At 58.2% G+C, this 23,003-nt stretch carries 24 protein-coding genes; 18 read left to right on the forward strand and 6 right to left on the reverse strand.

Annotated elements, in window-relative coordinates; genetic code table 11:
• Positions 1-338: 338 nt before the first annotated feature.
• From AO242_RS07955 to AO242_RS07970, 4 genes are all read left to right on the forward strand, one after another.
• Positions 339-1,547, forward strand: coding sequence for an aspartate transaminase (locus AO242_RS07955; protein WP_099268343.1), 1,209 nt, complete (start codon positions 339-341; stop codon positions 1,545-1,547).
• Between the two features lie 9 nt (positions 1,548-1,556).
• A complete protein-coding gene (locus tag AO242_RS07960; protein WP_099268292.1) occupies positions 1,557-3,092 on the forward strand; it encodes an MFS transporter in 1,536 nt (511 codons plus the stop codon).
• 62 nt (positions 3,093-3,154) lie between these two features.
• Positions 3,155-4,486, forward strand: a complete 1,332-nt coding sequence (locus tag AO242_RS07965) for an OprD family porin (RefSeq protein WP_027901502.1) — start codon at positions 3,155-3,157, stop codon at positions 4,484-4,486.
• 140 nt (positions 4,487-4,626) lie between these two features.
• Positions 4,627-5,631 (forward strand): alpha/beta fold hydrolase, encoded by a 1,005-nt coding sequence (locus tag AO242_RS07970; protein ID WP_099268293.1) that lies wholly within the window; start codon positions 4,627-4,629, stop codon positions 5,629-5,631.
• 33 nt (positions 5,632-5,664) lie between these two features.
• Here the strand turns inward: AO242_RS07970 and AO242_RS07975 are convergent, their stop codons facing one another.
• Entirely contained in the window at positions 5,665-6,066 is a 402-nt protein-coding gene (locus AO242_RS07975) for a DUF4124 domain-containing protein (protein WP_099268294.1), read from the reverse strand.
• A 365-nt stretch (positions 6,067-6,431) separates the two neighbouring features.
• Here AO242_RS07975 and phnC point away from each other — a divergent pair, with 365 nt between their 5' ends.
• The 14 genes from phnC to AO242_RS08045 all read left to right on the forward strand — a co-directional run bounded on the left by phnC (position 6,432) and on the right by AO242_RS08045 (position 17,583).
• The gene (phnC, locus tag AO242_RS07980; RefSeq protein ID WP_099268295.1) at positions 6,432-7,265 is read left to right on the forward strand and encodes a phosphonate ABC transporter ATP-binding protein; all 834 of its coding nucleotides are present in this window, start codon (positions 6,432-6,434) and stop codon (positions 7,263-7,265) included.
• Between the two features lie 69 nt (positions 7,266-7,334).
• On the forward strand, positions 7,335-8,339 hold the full coding sequence (phnD, locus tag AO242_RS07985; RefSeq protein WP_027901496.1) for a phosphonate ABC transporter substrate-binding protein: 1,005 nt from the start codon (positions 7,335-7,337) through the stop codon (positions 8,337-8,339).
• A gap of 58 nt (positions 8,340-8,397) precedes the next feature.
• Positions 8,398-9,195, forward strand: coding sequence for a phosphonate ABC transporter, permease protein PhnE (gene phnE, locus AO242_RS07990; protein ID WP_099268296.1), 798 nt, complete (start codon positions 8,398-8,400; stop codon positions 9,193-9,195).
• A gap of 172 nt (positions 9,196-9,367) precedes the next feature.
• Positions 9,368-10,075 carry a phosphonate metabolism transcriptional regulator PhnF gene (gene phnF / locus AO242_RS07995; RefSeq protein ID WP_027901494.1) on the forward strand — a complete coding sequence of 236 codons (708 nt, stop codon included), beginning with the start codon at positions 9,368-9,370 and terminating at the stop codon, positions 10,073-10,075.
• Positions 10,076-10,089: 14 nt separating this feature from the next.
• On the forward strand, positions 10,090-10,545 hold the full coding sequence (phnG, locus tag AO242_RS08000; protein WP_099268297.1) for a phosphonate C-P lyase system protein PhnG: 456 nt from the start codon (positions 10,090-10,092) through the stop codon (positions 10,543-10,545).
• Positions 10,545-11,153, forward strand: a complete 609-nt coding sequence (gene phnH, locus AO242_RS08005) for a phosphonate C-P lyase system protein PhnH (protein ID WP_027901492.1) — start codon at positions 10,545-10,547, stop codon at positions 11,151-11,153. The genes phnG and phnH overlap by 1 nt, the downstream gene beginning before the upstream one ends.
• Positions 11,153-12,229: a carbon-phosphorus lyase complex subunit PhnI gene (locus tag AO242_RS08010; protein WP_099268298.1), complete on the forward strand. Its 1,077-nt coding sequence runs from the start codon at positions 11,153-11,155 to the stop codon at positions 12,227-12,229. Before phnH ends, AO242_RS08010 begins: the two co-directional genes overlap by 1 nt.
• Complete coding sequence (locus AO242_RS08015) at positions 12,226-13,110, forward strand: alpha-D-ribose 1-methylphosphonate 5-phosphate C-P-lyase PhnJ (protein ID WP_099268299.1); 885 nt, start codon at positions 12,226-12,228, stop codon at positions 13,108-13,110. The genes AO242_RS08010 and AO242_RS08015 overlap by 4 nt, the downstream gene beginning before the upstream one ends.
• Complete coding sequence (phnK, locus tag AO242_RS08020; protein ID WP_099268300.1) at positions 13,107-13,925, forward strand: phosphonate C-P lyase system protein PhnK; 819 nt, start codon at positions 13,107-13,109, stop codon at positions 13,923-13,925. Before AO242_RS08015 ends, phnK begins: the two co-directional genes overlap by 4 nt.
• 22 nt (positions 13,926-13,947) lie before the next feature.
• Entirely contained in the window at positions 13,948-14,664 is a 717-nt protein-coding gene (phnL, locus tag AO242_RS08025) for a phosphonate C-P lyase system protein PhnL (RefSeq protein WP_099268301.1), read from the forward strand.
• Positions 14,658-15,848, forward strand: a complete 1,191-nt coding sequence (locus tag AO242_RS08030) for an alpha-D-ribose 1-methylphosphonate 5-triphosphate diphosphatase (RefSeq protein ID WP_099268302.1) — start codon at positions 14,658-14,660, stop codon at positions 15,846-15,848. Before phnL ends, AO242_RS08030 begins: the two co-directional genes overlap by 7 nt.
• A complete protein-coding gene (gene phnN / locus AO242_RS08035) occupies positions 15,848-16,414 on the forward strand; it encodes a phosphonate metabolism protein/1,5-bisphosphokinase (PRPP-forming) PhnN (RefSeq protein WP_099268303.1) in 567 nt (188 codons plus the stop codon). The genes AO242_RS08030 and phnN overlap by 1 nt, the downstream gene beginning before the upstream one ends.
• Positions 16,405-17,154, forward strand: a complete 750-nt coding sequence (gene phnP / locus AO242_RS08040) for a phosphonate metabolism protein PhnP (RefSeq protein ID WP_099268304.1) — start codon at positions 16,405-16,407, stop codon at positions 17,152-17,154. The genes phnN and phnP overlap by 10 nt, the downstream gene beginning before the upstream one ends.
• Positions 17,155-17,253: 99 nt before the next feature.
• Complete coding sequence (locus AO242_RS08045) at positions 17,254-17,583, forward strand: thioredoxin family protein (protein WP_099268305.1); 330 nt, start codon at positions 17,254-17,256, stop codon at positions 17,581-17,583.
• A gap of 148 nt (positions 17,584-17,731) precedes the next feature.
• Here AO242_RS08045 and moaA read toward each other — a convergent pair whose 3' ends face one another.
• From moaA to AO242_RS08070, 5 genes are all read right to left on the reverse strand, one after another.
• On the reverse strand, positions 17,732-18,730 hold the full coding sequence (gene moaA / locus AO242_RS08050; RefSeq protein WP_027901483.1) for a GTP 3',8-cyclase MoaA: 999 nt from the start codon (positions 18,728-18,730) through the stop codon (positions 17,732-17,734).
• A gap of 58 nt (positions 18,731-18,788) precedes the next feature.
• The gene (locus AO242_RS08055; protein ID WP_099268306.1) at positions 18,789-19,607 is read right to left on the reverse strand and encodes a formate/nitrite transporter family protein; all 819 of its coding nucleotides are present in this window, start codon (positions 19,605-19,607) and stop codon (positions 18,789-18,791) included.
• A gap of 356 nt (positions 19,608-19,963) precedes the next feature.
• Positions 19,964-20,986 carry a sensor histidine kinase gene (locus tag AO242_RS08060; protein WP_164706154.1) on the reverse strand — a complete coding sequence of 341 codons (1,023 nt, stop codon included), beginning with the start codon at positions 20,984-20,986 and terminating at the stop codon, positions 19,964-19,966.
• A complete protein-coding gene (locus AO242_RS08065; RefSeq protein ID WP_099268308.1) occupies positions 20,970-21,422 on the reverse strand; it encodes a response regulator in 453 nt (150 codons plus the stop codon). Before AO242_RS08065 ends, AO242_RS08060 begins: the two co-directional genes overlap by 17 nt.
• A gap of 176 nt (positions 21,423-21,598) precedes the next feature.
• Positions 21,599-22,939 (reverse strand): cation:proton antiporter, encoded by a 1,341-nt coding sequence (locus AO242_RS08070; protein ID WP_099268309.1) that lies wholly within the window; start codon positions 22,937-22,939, stop codon positions 21,599-21,601.
• Positions 22,940-23,003 lie beyond the last annotated feature (64 nt).

A 23,003-nucleotide genomic window follows, 5' to 3' on the forward strand; every position in this document is an offset into this window, starting at 1 on the left:
CTTACTTTTGCGCTCCATCAAAAGTGAGGCGCTGTAAAAGCGCAACCAATATCCGCCATAACACAGTAACGAATATGTACACAAATACAGAAGTTATGTGAATACCTATTCCCAAAGGTCTACCCCAAAACTATAAGCCTTTGCTATGACCAGACGCGTCACGGCCAATTGTGCCTGCCCAACGTACAGTAAAGTATGGCTTGTTCCATTTTGGTGCATAGGTGATCCATGCCCGGTCATAAGCACTTCCTATTAACCCAGAACGAAACTGTCTTATCTGCTAAAGGATGCAGCCTCGTAACGTAGAGCCTCGAATGTCACCTCCGAGGATCACCACCTTGAACGCCTCCCGCATCGCCGCCCGCGTGCAACGCATCAAACCTTCGCCGAGCAGCGCCGCTGCCGACCGTGCCAACGAACTGCGTCGCCAGGGCAAATCGATCATTAACCTGGTCGTCGGCGAGCCCGACTTCGATACCCCAAAACACATTCGCGAAGCCGCCAGCGCCGCCATCGAAAATGGCGCAACACGCTACACCCTCAACGCCGGCACCCTTGAGCTGCGCCAAGCCATCGCCGCCAAACTGGCCCGTGAAAACAGCCTTGATTACCCGGCGTCGCAAGTGGTCGTCACCAGTGGTGCCAAGAGCGCAATCTTCAATGCGTTTGCCGCGACGCTCGGGGCAGGGGATGAAGTGCTGATTCCTGCACCTTACTGGGTGTCTTACCCGGACATGGTGCTGGCCTGCGAAGGCGAGCCGGTGACGCTGGCCTGCCCGGAAGAAAACGGCTTCAAGCTCACCGCAGAGCAATTACGTGCCGCAATTACCGAGCGTACTCGCTGGCTGCTGATCAACTCACCCAGCAACCCGACCGGCGCCAGTTACAGCGCTGAAGAGCTGCGGGCCTTGGCCGACGTGTTGCTGGATTTCCCCGACGTGTTGGTGATGACCGATGACATCTACGAGCACATTCGTTTCGACGATGCACCCAACGCCCACATCCTGACCGTGGAACCGGCGCTGCGTGATCGCGTGCTGGTGATCAATGGTGTTTCGAAGACGTACGCCATGACCGGTTGGCGTATCGGCTACGCGGCCGGTCCGGCTGACCTGATCAATGCCATGGCGACCTTGCAGTCGCAGTCGACCAGCAACGCCAGTTCTGTCAGTCAGGCGGCGGCGGTGGCAGCGCTGAACGGTGATCAGTCTTTTGTAAAAGAGAGCGTGGTGGTTTACCAGCGACGTCGCGACCGCTGTCTGGAACGGATCAACGCCATCGACGGCCTGAGCTGCCTCAAACCCAACGGCGCGTTCTACCTGTACGTCAACTGTGGGGCATTGCTCGGTAAAACCAGACCCGATGGCAAGCCCTTGGAAACCGACGCCGATGTGGTGATGTATTTGTTGGAAAGCCAGGGCGTAGCAGTTGTAGCCGGTACAGCCTATGGTTTGGCACCTTTCTTCCGGATGTCCATCGCCACGGCGTTGGAAACCCTGGAAGAGGGTTGTTCGCGAATCGCCACCGCCGTTGCAGCATTGGGCTGAGGCGCGAGCATGACGACCCAAGTGAGCGCGCTGAGTTTCCGGCAAGCCTTGTTGGCGATGCTGGGGATCTCACTGGTGCTGATGCTCTCGGCGCTGGATCAGACGGTGATCGGCAACGCCTTGCCGAGCATTGTCGCCGAGCTGCAAGGGTTTGAGCTCTATGCCTGGGTTGCCACGGGTTATCTGCTGACCTCGATTGTCACCATCCCGGTGTTCGGCAGGCTTGGCGATTACTACGGTCGCAAGCCGTTCGTGATCGCGGCCACCATCGTCTTCACCCTGGCTTCGCTGGTCTGTGCTCTAGCCAACGACATGCTGGTGCTGGTGATTGGTCGTGCGCTTCAGGGTGTCGGCGGCGGCATGCTGATCGGGACAGCGTTCGCCTGCATTCCTGAGTTGTTCCCGGATACCCGGCAGCGACTGCGCTGGCAGATGATGCTCAGTGCGCTGTTCAGCGTGGTCAACGCTATTGGTCCCGGGCTGGGTGGTTTCCTGACCGAAGCTTATGGCTGGCGATCGGTGTTCTATCTCAATTTGCCGCTGGGTTGCCTGGCACTGTTTTTTGCCTGGCGTTATCTGCCGTATTACCGGCCGGTGCAAGTGACAGGCATTCGTCTGGACTGGCCAGGTGCTCTCTTGATTGCGCTGGCATTGGGCAGCCTGCAACTGGGGGCTGAGTGGATGGGGCATTCCAGCACAGCGTTAAGCGCCACATTGGGTTTGATTTGCCTGCTTTCTGTCGCGGCGCTCTGGTTCTGGGAGCGTCGCTGCAAATCCGCATTACTGCCCCCGGCGATGTTTGCAGTGCCGAGCCTGCGCATTCTTTTTTTGCTGTCAATGCTGGCCGGCGCGATCATGTTTACCTTGCTGTTTTACCTGCCGCTGTTGCTGCAGGGCAGCTACGGATACTCACCCAAGGACGCTGGTTTGTTGATTACGCCGCTGGCGTTGAGTATCACTCTTGGCGCGATCGTCAACAGCCGTATCGTGACCCGGCTGCGTAACCCCAATCTGTTACCGCTGGCCGGGTTCGTTGCCTTGCTGATGGCTTGTGTCGGGCTGTCGCTGGTGGGGCGGCAGGCTTCTTTCAATACCTTGTTGATGTTGATTCTGCTGGCCGGTGTGGGTCTGGGATTCATCTTGCTCAACCTGACCGTCTTCACCCAGACCCAGGCTGAGCGGCAGTTTCTCGGTATCGCTACCGCGTTGACCCAGTCATTGCGACTGGTCGGTGGTTTGCTGGGCACAGCGGCCATGGGCGTGCTGGTCAACCTGCTGTACGTGAGTCATTTGAATAGAGTGTTTCTGGCAGCGGGCCAGGAAGGAGAACTGGCTCGCTATATCGACCCGCAGGTTTTACTCAATTCAACCCCGGCCGTTGGTGGCAATCATCAACTACTGGAGCTGGCGCGTGATGCGTTGGCGCGCTCGGTGGGTGTTGGTTTGTTGATGTGTGCCGGGCTGGGTGTTATCGCATTACTGATTTTAGTTCGCCTGGCGCCCGTCAAGTTGTTAGCTGCTACTCAATCTACTGCTTCGAAATAATAAGAAACTCACTGCCCACTCCTGACTGCTTACAACACTTACTTACAGCTGAGGATATCTCGATGGAGCTTATTTATCGCTCACCCCGCGTGGTGGCTGGTATTTGTGGAATGGTCATGGCCCAACAGGCGTTCAGTGCCGGTTTTGTCGAAGACAGCAAGGCCAGTGTTCTGGCACGTAACTTCTTCAGTAACGCGGACAACCGCAGTGGTACTGCGGATCCTAATTACACTCAGGAGTGGGGCCAGGGTTTCATTTTTGATTTCCGTTCCGGTTATACCCCGGGCACTGTAGGTTTCGGTGTAGACGCGCTGGGCATGCTCGGTATTCGTCTGGATTCCGGTAAAGGCCGCCATTACAACCCGACCAGCACGGCATTCAACGGTAACGTGTTTCCGACTGACAGCGATGGCCGGGCGGTAGATGAGTTCGGCAGCATTGGCCTGACCGCCAAGGCACTGGTGTCCAAAACCGAGTTCCGCTACGGCACACTGGTGCCTATGCTGCCGGTGGTGATCTCCACCGACCGCATGCTGCAACAGACTTTCAATGGCGGTCAGGTTCAATCCAAAGATCTGGATAACTTCACCTTTACCCTCGGCCAACTGGAACATGTCAAAGGTCGTGGGTCGAGTAACCAGATGGGGATGTCGATACCTGGCGCGAATAACGCGGTGAGCGGCGAGTTCGTTAACAAGTTCTATTACGGCGGTGTGGATTACAAACCGACCAAAGACCTGACCGTCCAGTATTACTACGGCAACTTGAAAGACTTTTACAAACAACACTTTCTCGGCTTGAAATACGACATGCCGGTCGGGCCAGGTGTATTGCGTTCGGACCTGCGTTACTTCGACAACAGCTCTGATGGCGCCAATGGCAATGATCCGGCGTTCTACACGTTCGGTTATTACGGCGATGGCGTCACCAAAGGCAAAGTTGACAGCCGTCTTTCCAGTGCGTTGTTCACTTATATGATTGCCGGTCATAGCCTGTCTGCCGGTTTCCAGCAAGTCAGCGGCGACAGCGATGCGGTCTGGCTGAATCAGGGTGACGGTTCCAGCGCGTACTTCATGACCGAATCAATGATCGGCAAATTCCAGCGTGCCGGTGAAAGTACCTGGCAGGTTCGTTACGGCTATGACTTCGCTCAGGTTGGCGTTCCGGGGCTGACGTTCCTTGGCATGTACGAAAGCGGCTCGAATATCCGCACGCCGGACGGTGATCGCAAGGAGTGGGAGCGCAACCTGACGCTGGGCTATGTGGTGCAATCCGGGCCTCTTAAAAAGCTCGGCATCCAGTTGCGGCATGCCTCGCTACGTACTCAGGTCACTACCCAGCGTGACAGCGATGAGCATCGGGTGATCGTGACGTATCCGCTGGATATTCTCTGATCCCGACCGGGACACGGCTCCCTGTTTATTCAGAACAGGGAACCGCACTTAACTCTTACTTCATGTTTCATCACTTGCCCGCAACACTAGGCGCGGTGTATCACCTTGGGCTGAATATTTTTGCTCAGGAGAGATTGCACATGCGTGCTGCAAATATTGCCGGTTTCATGCTGGCTCTGGCATTACCCGTCGGGGCGATGGCCGACACACCCAGCTATGGCAAGCAACTTGAGGGTTTTAAATACCCTTATCCGTTGAGCAAATTCGAATTCGAATCTCAGGGTAAAAAGCTCGAAATGGGTTACATGGATGTCGCCGCCCAAGGCAAGGCCAACGGTAAAACCGTGGTGCTGATGCATGGCAAGAATTTTTGCGGCGCAACCTGGGAAGACAGCATTAAGGCCTTGAGCAGCGCGGGCTATCGTGTGGTCGCGCCAGACCAGATTGGCTTCTGTACTTCCAGCAAACCCGAGCAGTACCAATACACCTTCCAGCAACTGGCGACCAACACCCATGCGCTACTCGCCAAACTGGGCGTCGACAAGGCGACCATCATTGGTCATTCCACTGGCGGCATGCTCGCCACCCGTTATGCCCTGATGTATCCGCAGCAGACTCAACAACTGGTCATGGTCAACCCGATTGGTCTGGAAGACTGGAAAGCCCTGGGTGTGCCGTATCGCACGGTGGATCAATGGTATGCACGTGAGCTGAAAGTTACCGCCGAAGGCATTCGCAAATACGAGCAGAACACCTATTACGCCGGCCGCTGGAAGCCCGAATACGACAAGTGGGTGGACATGCTTGCCGGTCTGAGCAAGGGGCCGGGCAAGGAAGTGGTGGCGTGGAACTCGTCGCTGATCTACGACATGATTTTCACTCAGCCGGTGTTTTATGAATTCCCGAAACTCACCGTTCCGACTTTGCTGATGATTGGCGACGCGGACACGACAGCCATCGGCAGCGACATCGTTTCGCCGGAGCTCAAGGCTAAGCTGGGTAACTACAAAGTACTGGGCAAGGACGTCGCGAAGATGATTCCCGGCGCCAAACTGGTTGAGTTCCCGGGGATGGGGCATGCACCGCAGATGGAGGATCCGGTGGGGTTCAACAAGGCGTTGATTTCAGGGTTGGGTGGGAAGTAAGCCGTCGTAGCGCGACCAGGCGGTCCTGAGGACTTATTTACCTTTCTTCCCTGACTGACCGCCCGAAGGATCAAAACACTGGCTGTCATACCGCGGACTTTCGCACAGCGATTTTGCAGTCGGGGGAGGCGGGCGGTTCTTTTGATATAGCTTATAGCTCTCCGTCTCATAGACAGTGACCTTGGTCCGGCCGCTGACTTTCAGGAACTCGGTAGCCTTCAGATTGATCTTGTGCGCGTGATCCACGGGCTCACCCTGACGTAGCATGTTGGGTGGGCCTTGTCTTTGTACGGACGTCGCAGCGTTGTCTTCGCTGCAAGGGACTGACGCAAAGCTCACCTTGCCTTCAGGCGAAGTGCATTTGAATATCTCGCTGCGAGCAATCCCGCTGGCGAGCAGGGCGGTGATGGCTAGCGCCAGTGAATATCCTTTCATGAAGTCTCTCCGTAGGTGGCGCAAAGCTACCATTTGTGCTGTGCAAGCCCCAGATATTTTTGCGCTTGCGATACGGCATCTGGCTTTAGCTGGTTCAAACCAGGTTCCGAACGCTATGCCTGTCTCGTACGCATAAAGTAAACGGTTAGTGCACCGACTGGATATCAGGTCACCGAAGGCTAGTCGTCCGGATGATCGCGAGCCGGGCGGTATCGTTTCCGGCTTTTGACACTTGCGTCGGAAGCATCTTGCGACACCTCAACCTTTCACAAAACGGTTACTCAACCGTCACTTCCAGTTCACCCCGTTGAAACACCCCAGGCCTACTGTCAGTTGCAACTCACAACAACCAGACAGAGAAGCCCATGAACCCAGCCATCCATGTCGAGCGTCTGAACAAGACTTTTGCGCGCAAGCCCGCGCTGGTTGATCTGGCATTGTCTATACAACCCGGAGAAATGGTCGCCCTGATCGGTGCCTCGGGTTCCGGCAAATCCACGCTGTTGCGTCACCTTGCCGGGCTGGCGTGCTGTGATCGTGGCAATGGCGGGAGCGTACAGGTGCTGGGCCGAGAGGTGCAGGCCGCTGGCCGCCTCAACGGCAAGGTACGCAAGCTGCGTTCCGATATCGGCTACATCTTTCAGCAGTTCAATCTGGTCAACCGTCTCAGCGTGCTCGATAACGTGCTGCTGGGTTGCCTGGGACGCATGCCCGGCTGGCGCGGCAATCTCGGCCTGTTCAATGCCGAAGAAAAACAACGCGCCTTGCAGTCACTGGACCGCGTCGGTCTTGTGGATCTGGCCGCACAGCGTGCCTCGACCTTGTCGGGGGGCCAGCAACAGCGAGTCGCCATTGCCCGGGCGTTGACCCAGCGTGCCGAGGTGATCCTCGCTGACGAGCCTATCGCTTCGCTGGACCCTGAGTCCGCTCGCAAGGTCATGGAAATCCTCGCCGATATCAATCGCACTGACGGCAAGACCGTAGTCGTCACCCTGCATCAGGTGGATTACGCCGTGCGCTATTGCCCTCGCGCCGTGGCGCTTAAAGGCGGACGGATTCATTTCGACGGTGACGGGAAAAATCTCAGCAGCCAGTTCCTCAATGATCTGTACGGCGCAGACGTGGACACCAGCCTGATGATTGCTGAAGAGGGTCGACGCATCGTTGCCCCACCTCGTCTGGTGCTGGCTCGCAACTGAGCCGCCTCCCATTACTTTTAAAAAAACCGAACACAACAAACAGCCAAACCCAAACTGAGGAGTGCTTCCATGTTGAACCGTATCGGTCGCGTCGTTGCGTCTGCCGCGTTGCTGGGCAGTTGCCTGCTGGGCACTGCCCACGCCGACGAGAAAGTCATCAACTTCGGCATCATGTCTACCGAGTCTTCGCAGAACCTGAAAAGCATCTGGCAGCCGTTTCTGGATGACATGGGCAAGAAGACCGGGCTGAAAATCAACGCCACCTTCGCCTCGGACTATGCAGGCTTGATCCAGGGCATGCGTTTCAACAAGGTCGACGTGGCCTGGCTGGGCAACAAGGCCGCCATGGAAGCGGTGGACCGCTCCAACGGTGAAATCTTCGCTCAGACTTCGGCCGCCAACGGTGCGCCGGGCTACTGGAGCGTGATCATTGCCCGCAAGGACAGCCCGATCAACACCGTCGAAGACATGCTCAAGAATGCCAAGACTCTGACCTTCGGTAACGGTGATCCAAACTCCACCTCCGGTTATCTGGTACCGGGTTACTACGTGTTCGCCAAGAACAACGTCGACGCCGCTACGGCCTTCAAGCGCACCTTGAATTCCAGCCACGAAGTGAACGCTCTCAGCGTTGCCAAGGGCCAGCTGGATGTTGCGACCTTCAACACTGAAAGCTGGGATCGCCTGGAAGTCACCCAGCCGGATATGGCTGCCAAGCTCAAAGTGATCTGGAAGTCGCCATTGATTCCGGCCGACCCAATGGTCTGGAGCAAAGCGCTGTCGGACGAGAATAAAAACAAGATTCGTGAGTTCTTTGCCGATTACGGCAACACCGACGAAGAGAAAGCCGTCCTCAAGGGCATGCAACTGGGCAAGTTCCTCAAGTCCAGCGATGACCAACTGCTGCCGATCCGTCAGCTGGATCTGTTCAAGCAGCGCACCGAAACCCTCGCCAGCACCAGCCTCAATGCCGACGAGAAAGCCAAACGCCTCAAGGACATCGATGCGGGCTTGAGCAAGTTGCAGGAACGCCTGACCGAGCTTGAGAAGAAAAACACTGCAAGTGCGGGTTGATTGATCCGGGGCGTGCTCTTGTCGGGCACGCCCACCTCCTGCTTAACGAGATCCGACAATGACGAGCACGACTACCCATGCGGCTTACACCCAGGCTGCCGGCAAACGCAGTTGGCCGCAGTACCTGGGCTGGGGCCTGTTTCTGGCCATGCTGGCCTGGGCCTGGCAGGGCGCCGAGATGAACCCGTTGGCGCTGTACCGCGACTCGGGAAACATGGCGACTTTCGCCGCCGATTTCTTCCCGCCTGACTTCCACGAGTGGCGCTCGTACCTCAAGGAAATGATCGTCACTGTGCAGATTGCTCTGTGGGGCACGGTACTGGCGATTGTCTGCTCGGTCCCGCTGGGCATCCTTTGCGCTGAAAACATCACCCCTTGGTGGATTCACCAACCGCTGCGTCGGGTCATGGACTCCTTTCGCTCCATCAATGAAATGGTCTTCGCCATGTTGTTTGTGGTGGCGGTCGGCCTGGGTCCCTTTGCTGGCGTTCTGGCGCTTTGGATCAGTACCACAGGTGTACTGGCCAAGCTGTTCGCCGAAGCCGTGGAAGCGATTGATCCAGGTCCAGTCGAAGGTGTGCGTGCCACCGGTGCCAGCGCCTTGCAGGAAGTGATTTACGGCGTGATCCCGCAAGTCATGCCGTTGTGGATTTCCTACGCGCTGTATCGCTTCGAGTCCAACGTGCGCTCGGCAACAGTCGTGGGCATGGTCGGCGCGGGCGGGATTGGCGTGATCCTCTGGGAAAACATCCGCGCGTTCCAGTTCACCCAGACCTGCGCCGTGTTGCTGGTGATCATCGTGGTGGTCAGTGTCATCGACATCGTGTCCCAGCGTTTGCGCAAGCAGTTTATTTAGATGTCGTGGTGGACCGGATTTTGTGCTGTGGATGTTGCTCTCGTAGGACCGGCTTTAGCCGGGAGGGCGTCGGTGGTTTCAAGTAGGTGTGTCGACCCTGGTGGCGCTCTACCGGCTAAAGCCAGTCCTACAGGGTTACGCGCTGTTTTACGAAATAAGGTGTTTTTTAACCATGGACATGTCTAGACAACAAGCCGAGCCGCTGTACCTGGAGCTCGCCAACATTCTGCGCGCCGAGCTCGGCAGTTACACCTCAGGGGATTACTTGCCTCCTGAAGTTCAGCTCGCTGCACGTTTTGAAGTCAACCGTCACACCATTCGCCGTGCCATCGATGAGTTGGTGCGTGAGGGCAGTGTGTTGCGGCGGCAGGGTAAAGGTACGCAGGTATTGCAGCGTCCGTTGATCTATCCCATGCGAGCTGACAGTGCCTATACCCAGTCGTTGTCAGCGCAGGGCGTTGGCGTTGATGCCACGCTGCTGCAGCGTCAGGAGTGCCCGGCCAGCGCTGAAGACGCTGAACACTTGCAGCTGGATCAATACGCGCCGCTGATCGAGCTGCACACCTTGCGCAAACTCGACGGCCATCCGGTGAGCCTGATTCGCCATCGCTTCTGCGCCACCCGCAGCGAGTTGCTGGCCAGTTACCGACGCGGCTCGCTGCGCCAGTTCCTGGCTGACCGCGACTTGCCGCTGACTCGAACCCTGAGTCTGGTCGGGGCGCGTCTGCCCAGTCGTGAAGAGGCGGATCTGTTGATGATGCCGCGTCATCTGCCAGTGCTCACCGTTCTCACTGTTTCCCGCGACGGCAGCGGCCATCCGGTGGAGTTGTCCCGCTCCACCAGTCGTTCCGACCGCTTTCAGTATCAGTTCATCGTCTGATGGAGATGCCCTATATGAACCCTGCTACAGACCCCGCTATTGCCGCACGTCAACGCTGGATCGGTGTACTCGCTCGCGCCGTCGGTGACGAGTTGAGCCGTCACGAATCGGCGTTACGTGACGCCGAATACCAACTGATTCGCGCCCCGGAAATCGGCATGACGCTGGTGCGTGGCCGCATGGGTGGCACCGGCGCGGCCTTCAATGTCGGTGAAATGAGCGTGACCCGTTGTGTCGTACGCCTGGCTGATGGCCGTACCGGTTACAGCTATCTGGCCGGGCGCGACAAACCCCGCGCCGAATTGGCCGCACTGGCCGATGCCCACCTGCAAGGCCCGCAGCAACAACACTGGCTCAGCGAACTGATCGAGCCTATGGCCCGCGCCCAGCTCAAGCGCCGCGCTGACAAGGATGCCGAAACCGCCGCCAGCAAAGTGGAATTCTTTACCCTTGTCAGAGGAGAAGACTGATGAATGCAGCACTGTTGCAACCGGCATTCGCCGACCCGGTACTCGACGCCCAGCGCAGTTTTCGCGCGGCCCTCAAAGCGCTGGCAGGCCCTGGTGTCATCCACACCTTGCAGGCGGCCCAGCGACCGCCCGCACTTACCGGTCTTGATTCAGCCACCCATGCCTTGTGCCTGGCCTTGCTGGATATCGACACCGCTCTGTGGCTGGCTCCGGCTTTCGATACCCCGGCGATTCGCGCCAATCTGGCTTTTCACTGCGGCTGCCCGATTGTCACTGAGCGCCGCCATGCGCGATTCGCCTTGCTCGACGAGAGCCAGCTACAGGATCTGTCCGGCTTCGACCTGGGTAACGACCGTTACCCGGATCAGTCCTGCACTTTGTTGATCCAGTTGCCCAGTCTGGGCGGCGGTAGCTCCATGAGCTGGCAGGGACCGGGCATTGAAAGCGAAAACAAAGTGGCCTTGCCGTTGAGCGACACGTTCTGGAACCAGCGCGAGCAACACAACGATTTTCCCCGAGGGCTGGACGTGTTCTTTGTCGCCGACAGCGATCTGCTCGGCCTGCCGCGCAGCACCCGGGTCACACAACTTGCACAGGAGCGTGCCTGATGTACGTCGCCGTAAAGGGTGGCGAACAGGCCATCGATAATGCTCACCGCCTGCTGGCCAAAAAACGCCGGGGCGATATATCCATTGCCGAACTCAGCGTCGAGCAGATCCGTCAGCAATTGCCTTTGGCCGTGGCTCGCGTGATGACCGAAGGCTCGCTGTACGACGAGCAACTGGCTGCGCTGGCCATCAAGCAAGCGGCGGGGGACATGATCGAAGCGATCTTCCTGCTGCGTGCCTACCGCACGACACTGCCGCGTTTCAGCGCCAGCTTGCCGATCAATACGTCGGACATGCAGCTCAATCGTCGTTTGTCGGCCACCTTCAAGGACCTGCCCGGCGGGCAATTGCTTGGCCCGACGTTCGACTACACCCATCGCCTGCTGGACTTCACCTTGCTGGCAGACGGCGAATACCCGGGGCCGCAGGCGCAGGAAAACGCCGTTCTTGAACCTTGCCCGCGTGTCTTGGGGTTATTGGCCAAAGAAGGCTTGATGAAGAACGAAGCCGACAGCAGCGAAGACGTTGCCGACATCACCCGCGAGCCGCTGGAGTACCCGGCCAATCGTGCTCAGCGCTTGCAAGCCCTGGCCCGTGGCGATGAAGGTTTTCTGCTGGCCCTGAGTTATTCCACCCAACGCGGTTATGGCCGCAATCACCCGTTCGCCGGGGAAATCCGGATTGGCGAAGTCGAGGTCTGGATCGAACCTGAAGAGCTGGGTTTCCCGATTGCCATTGGCGCCATCGAAGTGACCGAGTGCGAAATGATCAACCAGTTCGTCGGTTCGGCCACTGAACCGGCGCAATTCACTCGCGGTTACGGTCTGGCGTTCGGCCACGCAGAGCGCAAGGCGATGGCCATGGCGCTGGTAGATCGCTCTTTACGCGCTGAAGAGTTCAACGAAGAAATCCAGTCTCCGGCGCAGCAGGAAGAGTTTGTCCTGGCCCATTGCGACAACGTCGAGGCTGCCGGTTTCGTTTCGCACCTGAAATTGCCGCACTACGTCGACTTCCAGTCCGAACTGGGGCTGATTCGTAAACTGCGTGCGCCTGCACAGAAGGAGCCCAAGCCATGAATGCTTATCAGCAGGCAAAACCCCAGCCCCAGCGCGACGAGGCCTACAACTTCGCGTATCTGGATGAGCAGACCAAACGCATGATCCGCCGTGCGTTGCTCAAGGCGGTGGCCATTCCCGGTTATCAGGTGCCATTTGGCGGCCGTGAAATGCCGCTGCCGTATGGCTGGGGCACGGGTGGAATGCAACTGACGGCAGCGATTCTGGGCGCTGAAGACGTGCTCAAGGTCATCGATCAGGGCGCGGACGATACCACCAATGCCGTGTCGATCCGGCGCTTCTTTGCCCGCACCGCCGGTGTTGAAACTACCGAGCGCACGCCTGAAGCAACCGTCATCCAGACCCGCCACCGGATTCCGGAAACGCCCCTGAGTGCGGATCAGATTCTGGTCTATCAAGTGCCGATTCCCGAACCGCTGCGCTTCATTGAGCCACTGGAAACCGAAACCCGGACCATGCACGCCCTCAATGACTACGGGGTCATGCACGTCAAACTTTACGAAGACATCGCCACGTTCGGGCACATCGCGACCAGCTACGCCTACCCGGTAATGGTCGATGAACGCTACGTAATGGACCCGTCGCCGATCCCCAAATTCGACAACCCAAAACTCGACATGAGCCCGGCGTTGATGCTGTTCGGGGCGGGGCGGGAAAAACGCCTGTACGCCGTGCCGCCGTTTACCCGAGTGGTGAGCCTGGACTTCGAGGATCACCCGTTCGAGATCCAGCGCTGGGAACACAACTGCGCCATTTGCGGCAGCCACGATTCCTATCTCGACGAGCTGATTCTTGATGATTCAGGAACCCAGAGCTTCGTCTGTTCCGACACGGATTACTGCGCTCAGCGCGTCAGCCAGCAACAGGAGGCGAGCCAATGATCAGCGGGCAAGTCAGCCACAACATTACGTCACTGCCCGAGAGCACACAGCCGCTGCTTAAGGTTCGTGACCTGACCAAACTGTATGGCCCGGACAAAGGCTGCCAAGGCGTCAATTTCGAGCTGTATCCGGGGGAGGTGCTGGGCATCGTCGGTGAATCCGGTTCCGGTAAATCCACTTTGCTCTCGCTACTCAGTGGCCGCTGCCCGCCAGACCGTGGCGGCATCGATTATCGCGGCAAGGACGGGCAGATGCTTGATCTGTACAGCGCCAGCGAAGCCCAGCGCCGCACCTTGCTGCGCACCGAATGGGGTTTCGTCGAGCAAAGCCCGCGTGATGGTCTGCGCATGGGCGTGTCCGCCGGAGCCAATATCGGCGAACGCCTGATGGCTCAGGGCGTGCGCAATTATCAGGCGCTGCGGGAAGCCGGCATTGACTGGCTGACTCAGGTGGAGATTGATCCGCTGCGCATCGACGATCTGCCGCGCACGTTCTCCGGCGGCATGCAGCAGCGCTTGCAGATCGCTCGCAATCTGGTCTCCAGTCCGCGACTGGTGTTCATGGATGAGCCAACCGGCGGCCTCGACGTCTCGGTGCAGGCGCGCTTGCTGGATTTGCTGCGCGCCCTGGTGCGTGAGCTGGACCTGGCGGTGGTGATCGTCACCCATGACCTGGCCGTCGCCAGACTGCTGGCCGACCGTTTGATCGTGATGCGTCGCTCGCGGGTGGTGGAAACCGGTCTGACCGACCAGATCCTCGATGACCCGCAACATCCTTATTCGCAGTTGCTGGTGTCTTCGGTGCTGCAGCCGTGAATCGCCTTTTGGGGGACGTCTCATGAATACGCTGATCGAGGTCCGCGACCTCTCGAAAACTTTCACATTGCACCAGCAGAACGGTGTCGCGCTCAACGTGCTGCGCGGCATGAATTTCAAAGTACGCGAAGGGGAATGCCTGGTGCTGCATGGCGACTCCGGCGCAGGCAAGAGCACTTTGCTGCGTACGCTATACGCCAACTATTTGCCCGCTGGCGGCAGCATCCGCGTGCAGCATGACGGTGAATGGCTGGAGCTGGTGGGTGCAGAGCCCCGGCAAGTGCTGGCGGTAAGGCGCCAGACGTTGGGTTACGTCAGCCAGTTTCTACGGGTGATCCCGAGGGTTTCCAGTCTGGATGTGGTCATGGAGCCTGCGCTTTCACGGGGCTGGTCAAAAGCCGACGCCAAAGCCCGTGCCGAACAGCTGCTGACCCGCCTGAACATTCCACAGCGCCTGTGGCAACTCGCACCGGGGACTTTTTCCGGCGGTGAGCAACAGCGTATCAATATTGCCCGCGGCTTCATGGTGCCCTGGCCCGTGTTGCTGCTGGACGAGCCCACCGCATCGCTGGATGACAGCAATCGCCAGGTGGTGCTGGAGCTGATGAGTGAAGCCAAACATGCCGGTGCAGCGTTGATTGGGATCTTCCATGACCGCACCGCCCGTGAAGCGGTTGCCGACCGCTTTCTGGACATGACCCCGGTGGACCTGACCGCCAAGGAGTTGCAGCAATGCTGACCGAACAGATTCTCACCAATGCTCAAGTGGTAACCGCTGATCAGGTGTTCAACGGCACCGTGGTAGTGCGCGATGGCGTGATCGTTGAGATGCAAACCGGGCGTAGCCAGGCGCCTCAGGCGCAGGACCTGCAAGGCGATTTCCTGCTGCCTGGCCTTGTCGAGCTGCACACCGACAACCTTGAAAAACACCTGTCGCCACGCCCCGGCGTAGACTGGCCTTCGGCGTCGGCGGTGCTCAGCCATGATGCGCAGATCATTGCATCGGGCATCACCACGGTGTTCGACGCGCTGTCTATCGGTGACGTCAACCCCAAGGGCAAGCGCATGCAGCAACTGCCTGCGATGCTGGAAGCGATTGCCCACGCTAACGCGGCAGGCCTGACCCGTGCCGAGCACCGCCTGCACTTGCGTTGTGAAGTCTGCCACCCGGACACCTTGAGCGTGTTCCGCGATCTGGTAGCGCAGCCACTGGTGCAACTGGTGTCAGTGATGGATCACTCGCCGGGTCAGCGCCAGTTCGCGCTTGAGTCCAAGTACCGCGAGTACTACATGGGCAAATATCAACTGACGACCGCGCAAATGGACGAGTTCATCGTTGAGCAAGTGGGCAATTCCCGTGAGTACAGCGATCGTTTTCGTCGCGCTATCGTCGAGGATTGCCTGGCGCGAGGACTGTCGGTGGCCAGCCATGACGACGCGACACTGGCTCATGTCGAGGAGTCCGCAGGCTACGGCATGAGCATCGCTGAATTCCCTACTACCATGGAAGCGGCGCAAGGTTGTCGGCGTCTGGGCATGAGCGTCTTGATGGGCGCACCCAACGTGGTTCGCGGTGGATCTCACTCCGGCAACGTGGCAGCCGTCGATCTGGCAAAAGAAGGGCTACTGGATATTCTCTCCAGCGACTATTATCCGGCCAGCCTGTTGCAGGCCGCGTTCACGCTGGCCGGGCAGGGCGATTACTGCACGCTGCCCCAGGCAGTCGCAATGGTCAGTCGGGCTCCGGCCGTTTCAGCCGGGCTGGATGATCGCGGGGAAATCCGGGTCGGGTTGCGAGCCGATCTGGTTCAAGTCCGTGCTGATAAGAGCCGTGGTGATAAGAGCCGGGCGGATAATGTCCGGAATCAAGGTACGCTGCCGGTTATTCAGCAGGTCTGGCGACAAGGCAAGAGGGTGTATTGATGGCAGGCAGGTTGATCTATCTCATCGGGCCGTCCGGTTCGGGCAAGGACAGCCTGCTGGATAGCGCGCGCGATGAACTGACCCGGCGCGGTTGTCGGGTGGTACAGCGCGTCATCACGCGTTCGGCGGAGGCCGTCGGTGAGTCCGCGCAGGCTGTGACCGTCGAGCAGTTTATGGCCATGCAGGCGCAGGGTGAATTCGCTTTGAGCTGGCAGGCCAACGGCTTGCATTACGGCATTCCGAAACAGGTCGATGAGTGGCTGGGGGCTGGGCTGGACGTTCTGGTCAACGGCTCCCGCGCGCATCTGTCTCAGGCCCGTCAGCGCTACCCTGATTTGCTGGCGATCTTGCTGACGGTCAATGACGACACCTTGCGCCAGCGATTGCTGGCCCGAGGCAGGGAATCAGTGGCTGACATCGAAGCGAGGCTGCAACGCAATTCCCGTTTCACTGTGGAGTTGCTGGACAGCGATTCAGCGGTATTCCTGCTCGACAACTCGGGAGCGCTGGAGCAGACCACCGAGCGTTTGTTGCAACACATCGCCCGTGAGCACGCATGCGCCTGACTTTGCTGGGCACCGCAGATGCTCGTCAGGTTCCGGTGTATGGCTGTCAGTGCCCGGCGTGTCTGGCAGCCATGGCCGATCATCGCTTGCGGCGGCTACCGTGCAGCGCCTTGATCGAGTGTGGCGATCAACGCTGGCTGATCGACAGCGGGCTGACCGATCTTGCCGAGCGTTTTCCACCCCGTACGCTGAGCGGCATCCTGCAGACCCATTACCATGCTGATCACGCCCAGGGCCTGCTGCATTTGCGTTGGGGGCAGGGACTGATCATTCCGGTACACGGGCCGAAGGATCCGGAAGGCTTGTCCGATTTGTACAAACATCCGGGTATTCTTGATTTCAGCCAGCCATTCGATGCTTTCGAGACCCGTGAGCTTGGCAGCCTGACCGTTACCGCCTTGTCGCTGCTGCATTCCAAACCCACCCTGGGCTATCTGCTGCAAGGCGAGGGCAGACGCGTTGCTTATCTCACCGACACAGTAGGTTTGCCTGACGCAACGCGCGCTTATCTGCAACGTCAACCGCTGGATGTGCTAGTCCTGGATTGTTCAATGCCGCCGCAACCGCAAGCTCCGCGTAATCACAACGATCTGAATCTTGCGCTTGAGATCATCAAGCAACTGCAACCGGGCAAGGCCGTACTGACCCATATCGGCCATACGCTGGATGCGTGGTTGATGGAGCACGAGGATGAGTTGCCGGAGCAGGTGGTTGTCGCCAGGGACGGGATGCAGGTTTGATCTGCGGTCGAACTTCGTCATACACGACCGTTCAAACGTGACAGATTGATCACGCGGTCATCGTCATGATGGTCATTTGCAGTGTGCGGAGATTTACCTATGAGCATTCAGCCTTACTCTACAGCGGCCCCGAGTCGCGCCGACGTCGATGCCTTTGCGGGGGCGACCCTGATCCAGTTCGGGACCGATTGGTGCGGCTTCTGCAAGGCTGTCGAGCCGCTGGTCAATAAGGTACTTGCGGACTATCCCGACGTACGTCATCTGAAAATCGAAGACGGCAGTGGGCGACCACTGGGCCGCTCATTCAGGGTCAAGCTTTGGCCAACACTGATTTTCATGCGCGATGGTGCTGAACTCAGTCGTCTGGTACGGCCCGGTAGTATCAGCGCGATTGAAGAGGCGTTTGAAGGGATGGTGCAGGAAGTCTGAAGCCACACTCTCCGTAGGACCGGCTTTAGCCGGGAGGGGCGGGTACATTCCCCATATATTCTTCGCCAGAAATAATGTCCTCCCGGCTAAAGCCGGTCCTACGGACTTCATGTATTCGCAGGAATAGCATTCCAGTTCGGAGGCTTTCCTACCCTCCCGTCATATTCATGAACCGCACCACCTGCACTTCATCGTTGACGCTGAAGTTGTGGCTCCACGGTTTCAACTGCATGGCGTCGATGATCGCTTTCTCAAGCTTTTCCGGTTGGCCCGGATTGGCACGCAGCACGGCTTTGAGATCCGCAGAGTGTTCATTGCCCAGACACAGGAGCAGCCGACCCTCAACGGTCAACCGTACCCGGTTGCAGGTCGCGCAGAAGTTATGGCTGTGGGGGGAGATGAAGCCGACACGAATGTCCGGTGCTTCCGCCAGGCGCCAGTAACGTGAAGGACCTTGAGTGGATTCAGCGGAATTGATCAGCGTATAGCGCTCGGCAATCCGTTCGCGTACCTGATCACTTGAGTAGAAGGACTCGGCGCGGCTGTGATCGCTGATGATGCCCAGCGGCATCTCTTCGATGAAGGAAATATCCAGCTTGCGGTCGATGGCGAAGGCCACCAGATCATTGATCTCATGATCGTTGCGACCTTGCATCACCACGCAGTTGAGCTTGGTGTGCACGAAACCCGCAGCGTTGGCTGCATCGATCCCGGCGATGACCTTGCTCAGGTCACCCGTGCGGGTCATTTCCTTGAAGCGCACCGGGTCAAGGCTGTCCAGACTGATGTTGAGTCGGGAAACTCCGGCGTCGAACAGCGGCTGAGCGAGTTTGTCGAGTTGCGAGCCATTGGTGGTCATGCACAGCTCACGCAAGCCGGGCAGGGCGGCAATCTGCTGACAAAGCCCGACAATTCCGGATCGAACCAGCGGCTCGCCGCCGGTCAGTCGAATCTTGCGTGTGCCAAGGGCGACAAACTGTTCAGCGACCTGATAAATCTCTTCAAGCGACAGAATCTGTTGGCGCGGCAGAAACGTCATTTCCTCGGCCATGCAATACACGCAACGGAAGTCGCAACGGTCTGTCACTGACATCCGCAGGTAATCGACCTTGCGTGCAAAGCTGTCCATCAGGATACGGTCTGACATTTCCACCTTCTCAATACTTTATCCAACAGCCATATAACAGCACTGTGCGTGGCAAGTTTCATATTTTTTGCGAACTGGCCGCCGGTGACGCTACAGGGTTATCGGCCGATGTCAGCGTTTCGCTATAGGACACATAGTAAGCCAGACCCACAAATACTGCGCCACCCACCGCGTTACCTAGAAATACCGCGACGAAGTTGTCCACGAACTGGGTCCAGCTCAGGGCGTCGGCGAATATTGCCGCAGGAATCAGAAACATATTGGCCACGACGTGCTGGAAACCGATGGCCACAAAGGCCATCACTGGAAACCAGATGCCGAGGATCTTGCCTGCAACATCCTTGCTGGCGTAGGACAGCCACACGGCCAGACAAACCAGCCAGTTGCAGCCGATCCCGGAAATGAATGCCTGGGTGAAATCTGCGTTGACTTTGCCGGTAGCGATGGCGATGGTCTTCGCCAGGAACGGACCTTCAGTCAAGCCCAGCAGGTGACCAAAGAAAAACGCGACAAACAGGGCTCCCAGCAAGTTGGCCACTGTCACCAGCAACCAGTTGCGTGCCACCGCCGACAGCTTGATTCGCCCAGCGAACATTGCCATCGGCAGGCTCATCATGTTGCCGGTGAGCAACTCGCCGCCCGCAAGAATCACCAGGATCAGGCCAATGGGGAAAACAGCAGCCCCGAGCAAATTACCGAATGAAGCCCACTGCGCCGGAATCATGGTGCTGACGTGGATATCCAGCAGGAAGCCGAGGGAAATGAATGCCCCGGCCAGAAAGCCCAGAATCAGGACTGAGAGCATGGGCAGGTGGGCTTTCTTCACGCCTGCTTCGACGGTCAGTTCGGCAATCTGTTGCGGGGTATTCACGGACATAATCATGGCTCAAGCAAGGCAACTTTCAGGGTGCGAGCGCGGGGCCCGCGACTGCTGGCAGTCACCGGTCAATATTTGGGGTTCTGGCGTCCTGTCGGGTTGCGCAACATGCGCGTGGGCACATTGGCGAAGTCCTGTGATTCAGAAGAGTGGTTCGCGGCATGTTCAGCGGCGGGCGGCGCACGGTACAGCGCAGTCGCTCGCGGACGGTCCGGGCAAGCTGGGCTCGTTCACCGAATTAGTAAGCAAGCTACTGAGTCGAAATGCCGCAGTCCAATCGCTTGTTCCGATGAGGTGATCGATAGACTCAATCACCGGTCTACAGGCCCCGTGCAGCAAGGGGTTAGCGGAATGGCTTAGTTGAGGGGAGTAAGCTTCAACATGAGCTCAACCTGTGCGCCATGACCCTTATCGAGTTGTTTGTTGCTGCGTTGCACGGTCGCGCCGCAGCGTTTGGACAGTGCATCCACAAGGCTCAAGGCCAAGGGCGTGCCTGACGCGGAGAAGGAAGTTAACACCTCATCGCTGAATCCGGGGCCTTGATCACAGATGCAGATCCGCGCTGTTTGCGTATCCATTGGCTCTATTTGCAGGTCGATACCACTGCCGTTGCTGTGCTTGATCGCGTTGTCCAGTAGCTCGTTGAGAATCAAACCCATGTTGGACGCTATTTGCAGGGAAACGTAAACCGGCCGGGTTTGAAGACTGAGCGCGATAGGCCTGCTGTACTGGGTGTCGATAACGCCCCGCGCCAGATCAGGCAGCAGTTGTGCGAGGTCGACCTGATTCTGGCTGTTGCGGTGTAACTGCTCCTGGACGGCGCCAATCCCTACCACTCGTGATATGGCCGACTGCATCAGGTTTTTTGCTTCGTCACCCTTGGCGCGCAGGCTGGAAAGTTGCAACAGGCTGATGATCAACTGAAGGTTGTTCTTGACCCGATGATTGAGCTCGGCAAGCAGCGCCTGCTGATTTTCCGCCATTTCCCGTTGTTCGGTGATATCGACGCAACTGCCGAAATAACCCGCGAACTCTCCGTCGCGGTAAAACGGTGCACCACTGTCCAGCATCCAGCGGTATTGCCCGTCATGACGCCTGACCCGGTAGGGTGTTTTGAAAGGTGCTCGCTCGTCGAATGCCTTGTCATAAGCATCGACACAAGCGCCCAGGTCTTCGGGATGAATATCATCCTTCCAGCCATAGCCGCAAAGCTGCTGCTGGCTCTTGCCGGTAAAGTCTGTCCAGGGCTTATTGAACCAGTCGCAGTGTTTGTCGCTTCTGGCTCGCCAGATCATCACCGGTGCGTGGTCAGCCAGCTCCCGGAATTCCCGTTCACCGAGTGCTGCCGGGTGGCTCGTCTCCTCAGGCTCGGATTTCATTGATGCTGACCGTTGGCAATCGTGACCGGGCAGGCTGGAATATCTCCAGTGCGTTATGAGCAGGGAGCGTGGCGAGGGGCCGACCATCCAGCAACGCTTGAGCAACTTTCGCGCACAGGCTGAGGTCTTGCGGCGCATAGGGTTTGCGCAACAAGCCCAACGCTGCATCGGCGTTGGCCCGGGCAGTGAGGATTTGCCCGCTGATGAACATCGAACTGACGCCATGCTCTTCCATAAGACTGCGGGCCAGCGCGATGCCCTCGTCATGACCACCGAGATTGATATCGACGAAAGCGATGTCTGCCCTCTGTTCACGGGCAAGTTTCAGCGCGTGAGACACGTCGTATGCAGGGCCGATTACTTCATGCTCTGCACCTAGCGTGGCGGCGGCAATCATTGCCAGGACCGGATCATCTTCTATTAGAAGGATGCGCATTCTTTATTCCTGCCTTTCAAACGGGAGACGCAAACGTTGGCGTGGGAGTGGCCAGTTACGTCGCGAGGCAAAAAGCGTCTACTCATGCAAATGCACGTCGTTGCAAGATTGGGCTGCCCCTTGACTGAATGGTTCATAAATGGTTTTAAAAACATTCAAACGAGTGTAAGTCTCTGTTATTCCTCTCGGATGCTTCGCTCATAACGCTCCAAAAGCGGTTGAATGCTGACACCGTGGAGCAGAATACTAAGTGCCACTACTGACAGCGTGAGGCTGATGCTGATACTTGCTACATCGTCCGGTAGCCCGTGGCCCAAGGCAAAGCACAGGTAGAACAGGCTGCCGATACCGCGTATGCCAAACCAGCCAACCAGAGCTTTCTGACGTTTGTTGAGCAATCGCTTGCTGATCAGAAGCCACACCGCAATGGGCCTGATGAAGCAGAACAGCACCAGGCCCAGGCCCACGGCGCGCCAATCCCAGTAGATCGCCAGCGATGCGCCGAGCAGAGTGATCAACAGCACTTCCATTGAGCGCTCCACCAGGCTTGAGAACGCCAGCATGTCACCCATCATCACGCCCGCAGCGAGTTGCGATTCACTGAGGTCGCCTTTCTCGGCAACCGTAGTGCGTTCAATGCTGCCGCTCATGTGACCTATCACCGGTTGTGCCAGATGTTCGGCGGGCACCTCGGACCGGGTTGTCTGTGCTTCTGCCTGACGCAAGCCAAGCCCTGCAGCGAACACTGACAGAAAGCCAAACGCGCCCAGACCGTCGGCGACTATGTAAGCGATGGCGATGAGAGCCAGGGCCAGAAAGTCGTTAGGCGAGGTGTCACTGTCAGCGTTTTTGATGCGCAGATAAATCATCAAATGCCCGATCCCGCGGCCCAGGCCGTAGCCGATCAACAGCCCGACAGGCACACCCCACAGCAGGTTTTTTATGGCCCAGTGCTGGATCCAGTCAGTGTCACCGCTGGCGTGAGTCAGAAACATCAGGGCGAAGATCACGAATGGAAAGGCCGTGCCGTCGTTCAGCCCCGCTTCACCTGACAAGCCAAAGCGCAGCCGGTCGGAGTCTTGAGCGTTGTTGACCTGCACCAGCGAAGCGAGAACCGGATCGGTGGGCGAGAGCATGGCGCCCAGCAAGATCGAAACGCCCCAGTACAGGCCGAACAGGTAGTGGGCCGCCAGGGCGGTGCCAGCAATGGTCGCCAGCATCACCGGCCCGGACAGCCAGTAAGCGGAGTGCCAGGCCTTGCTGTTCAGCGGCAGACGCAGTTTGATCCCGGTGCTGAACAACGAGAACAGCACGGCGGCTTCGGTCAGACGCTCCAGCCAGCTCGACGCGTCGCGGAAGTCCAGATCCAGCATGCCCAACCCGGCAGGGCCAATGGCAAAGCCGAATGCCAGACACACAGCCGACGTCGTGACGGGCAGCCAGCGCAAATAAGAAGAAGTCAGCGCGAGCATCATCAGCAACGCGCCAAGTACGGTCATGCAAAGAATGAAACTCATCCGGCCTGTTTTCTCACAACTGAGCCCCGTCAATACGGAGCGATAGGGTTGTGACTGTTCAGGT

The sequence above is a fragment of the Pseudomonas sp. ICMP 561 genome (genome assembly GCF_002699985.1).
In the GTDB taxonomy this organism is placed as follows: domain Bacteria; phylum Pseudomonadota; class Gammaproteobacteria; order Pseudomonadales; family Pseudomonadaceae; genus Aquipseudomonas; species Aquipseudomonas quasicaspiana.

Coding starts and splice junctions, on each gene's coding strand:
- AO242_RS07960 (WP_099268292.1), top strand. CDS start 1,557: ATGACGACCCAAGTGAGCGCGCTGAGTTTCCGGCAAGCCTTGTTGGCG.
- AO242_RS07965 (WP_027901502.1), top strand. CDS start 3,155: ATGGAGCTTATTTATCGCTCACCCCGCGTGGTGGCTGGTATTTGTGGA.
- AO242_RS07970 (WP_099268293.1), top strand. CDS start 4,627: ATGCGTGCTGCAAATATTGCCGGTTTCATGCTGGCTCTGGCATTACCC.
- AO242_RS07975 (WP_099268294.1), bottom strand. CDS start 6,066: ATGAAAGGATATTCACTGGCGCTAGCCATCACCGCCCTGCTCGCCAGC.
- phnC (WP_099268295.1), top strand. CDS start 6,432: ATGAACCCAGCCATCCATGTCGAGCGTCTGAACAAGACTTTTGCGCGC.
- phnD (WP_027901496.1), top strand. CDS start 7,335: ATGTTGAACCGTATCGGTCGCGTCGTTGCGTCTGCCGCGTTGCTGGGC.
- phnE (WP_099268296.1), top strand. CDS start 8,398: ATGACGAGCACGACTACCCATGCGGCTTACACCCAGGCTGCCGGCAAA.
- phnF (WP_027901494.1), top strand. CDS start 9,368: ATGGACATGTCTAGACAACAAGCCGAGCCGCTGTACCTGGAGCTCGCC.
- phnG (WP_099268297.1), top strand. CDS start 10,090: ATGAACCCTGCTACAGACCCCGCTATTGCCGCACGTCAACGCTGGATC.
- phnH (WP_027901492.1), top strand. CDS start 10,545: ATGAATGCAGCACTGTTGCAACCGGCATTCGCCGACCCGGTACTCGAC.
- AO242_RS08010 (WP_099268298.1), top strand. CDS start 11,153: ATGTACGTCGCCGTAAAGGGTGGCGAACAGGCCATCGATAATGCTCAC.
- AO242_RS08015 (WP_099268299.1), top strand. CDS start 12,226: ATGAATGCTTATCAGCAGGCAAAACCCCAGCCCCAGCGCGACGAGGCC.
- phnK (WP_099268300.1), top strand. CDS start 13,107: ATGATCAGCGGGCAAGTCAGCCACAACATTACGTCACTGCCCGAGAGC.
- phnL (WP_099268301.1), top strand. CDS start 13,948: ATGAATACGCTGATCGAGGTCCGCGACCTCTCGAAAACTTTCACATTG.
- AO242_RS08030 (WP_099268302.1), top strand. CDS start 14,658: ATGCTGACCGAACAGATTCTCACCAATGCTCAAGTGGTAACCGCTGAT.
- phnN (WP_099268303.1), top strand. CDS start 15,848: ATGGCAGGCAGGTTGATCTATCTCATCGGGCCGTCCGGTTCGGGCAAG.
- phnP (WP_099268304.1), top strand. CDS start 16,405: ATGCGCCTGACTTTGCTGGGCACCGCAGATGCTCGTCAGGTTCCGGTG.
- AO242_RS08045 (WP_099268305.1), top strand. CDS start 17,254: ATGAGCATTCAGCCTTACTCTACAGCGGCCCCGAGTCGCGCCGACGTC.
- moaA (WP_027901483.1), bottom strand. CDS start 18,730: ATGTCAGACCGTATCCTGATGGACAGCTTTGCACGCAAGGTCGATTAC.
- AO242_RS08055 (WP_099268306.1), bottom strand. CDS start 19,607: ATGTCCGTGAATACCCCGCAACAGATTGCCGAACTGACCGTCGAAGCA.
- AO242_RS08060 (WP_164706154.1), bottom strand. CDS start 20,986: ATGAAATCCGAGCCTGAGGAGACGAGCCACCCGGCAGCACTCGGTGAA.
- AO242_RS08065 (WP_099268308.1), bottom strand. CDS start 21,422: ATGCGCATCCTTCTAATAGAAGATGATCCGGTCCTGGCAATGATTGCC.
- AO242_RS08070 (WP_099268309.1), bottom strand. CDS start 22,939: ATGAGTTTCATTCTTTGCATGACCGTACTTGGCGCGTTGCTGATGATG.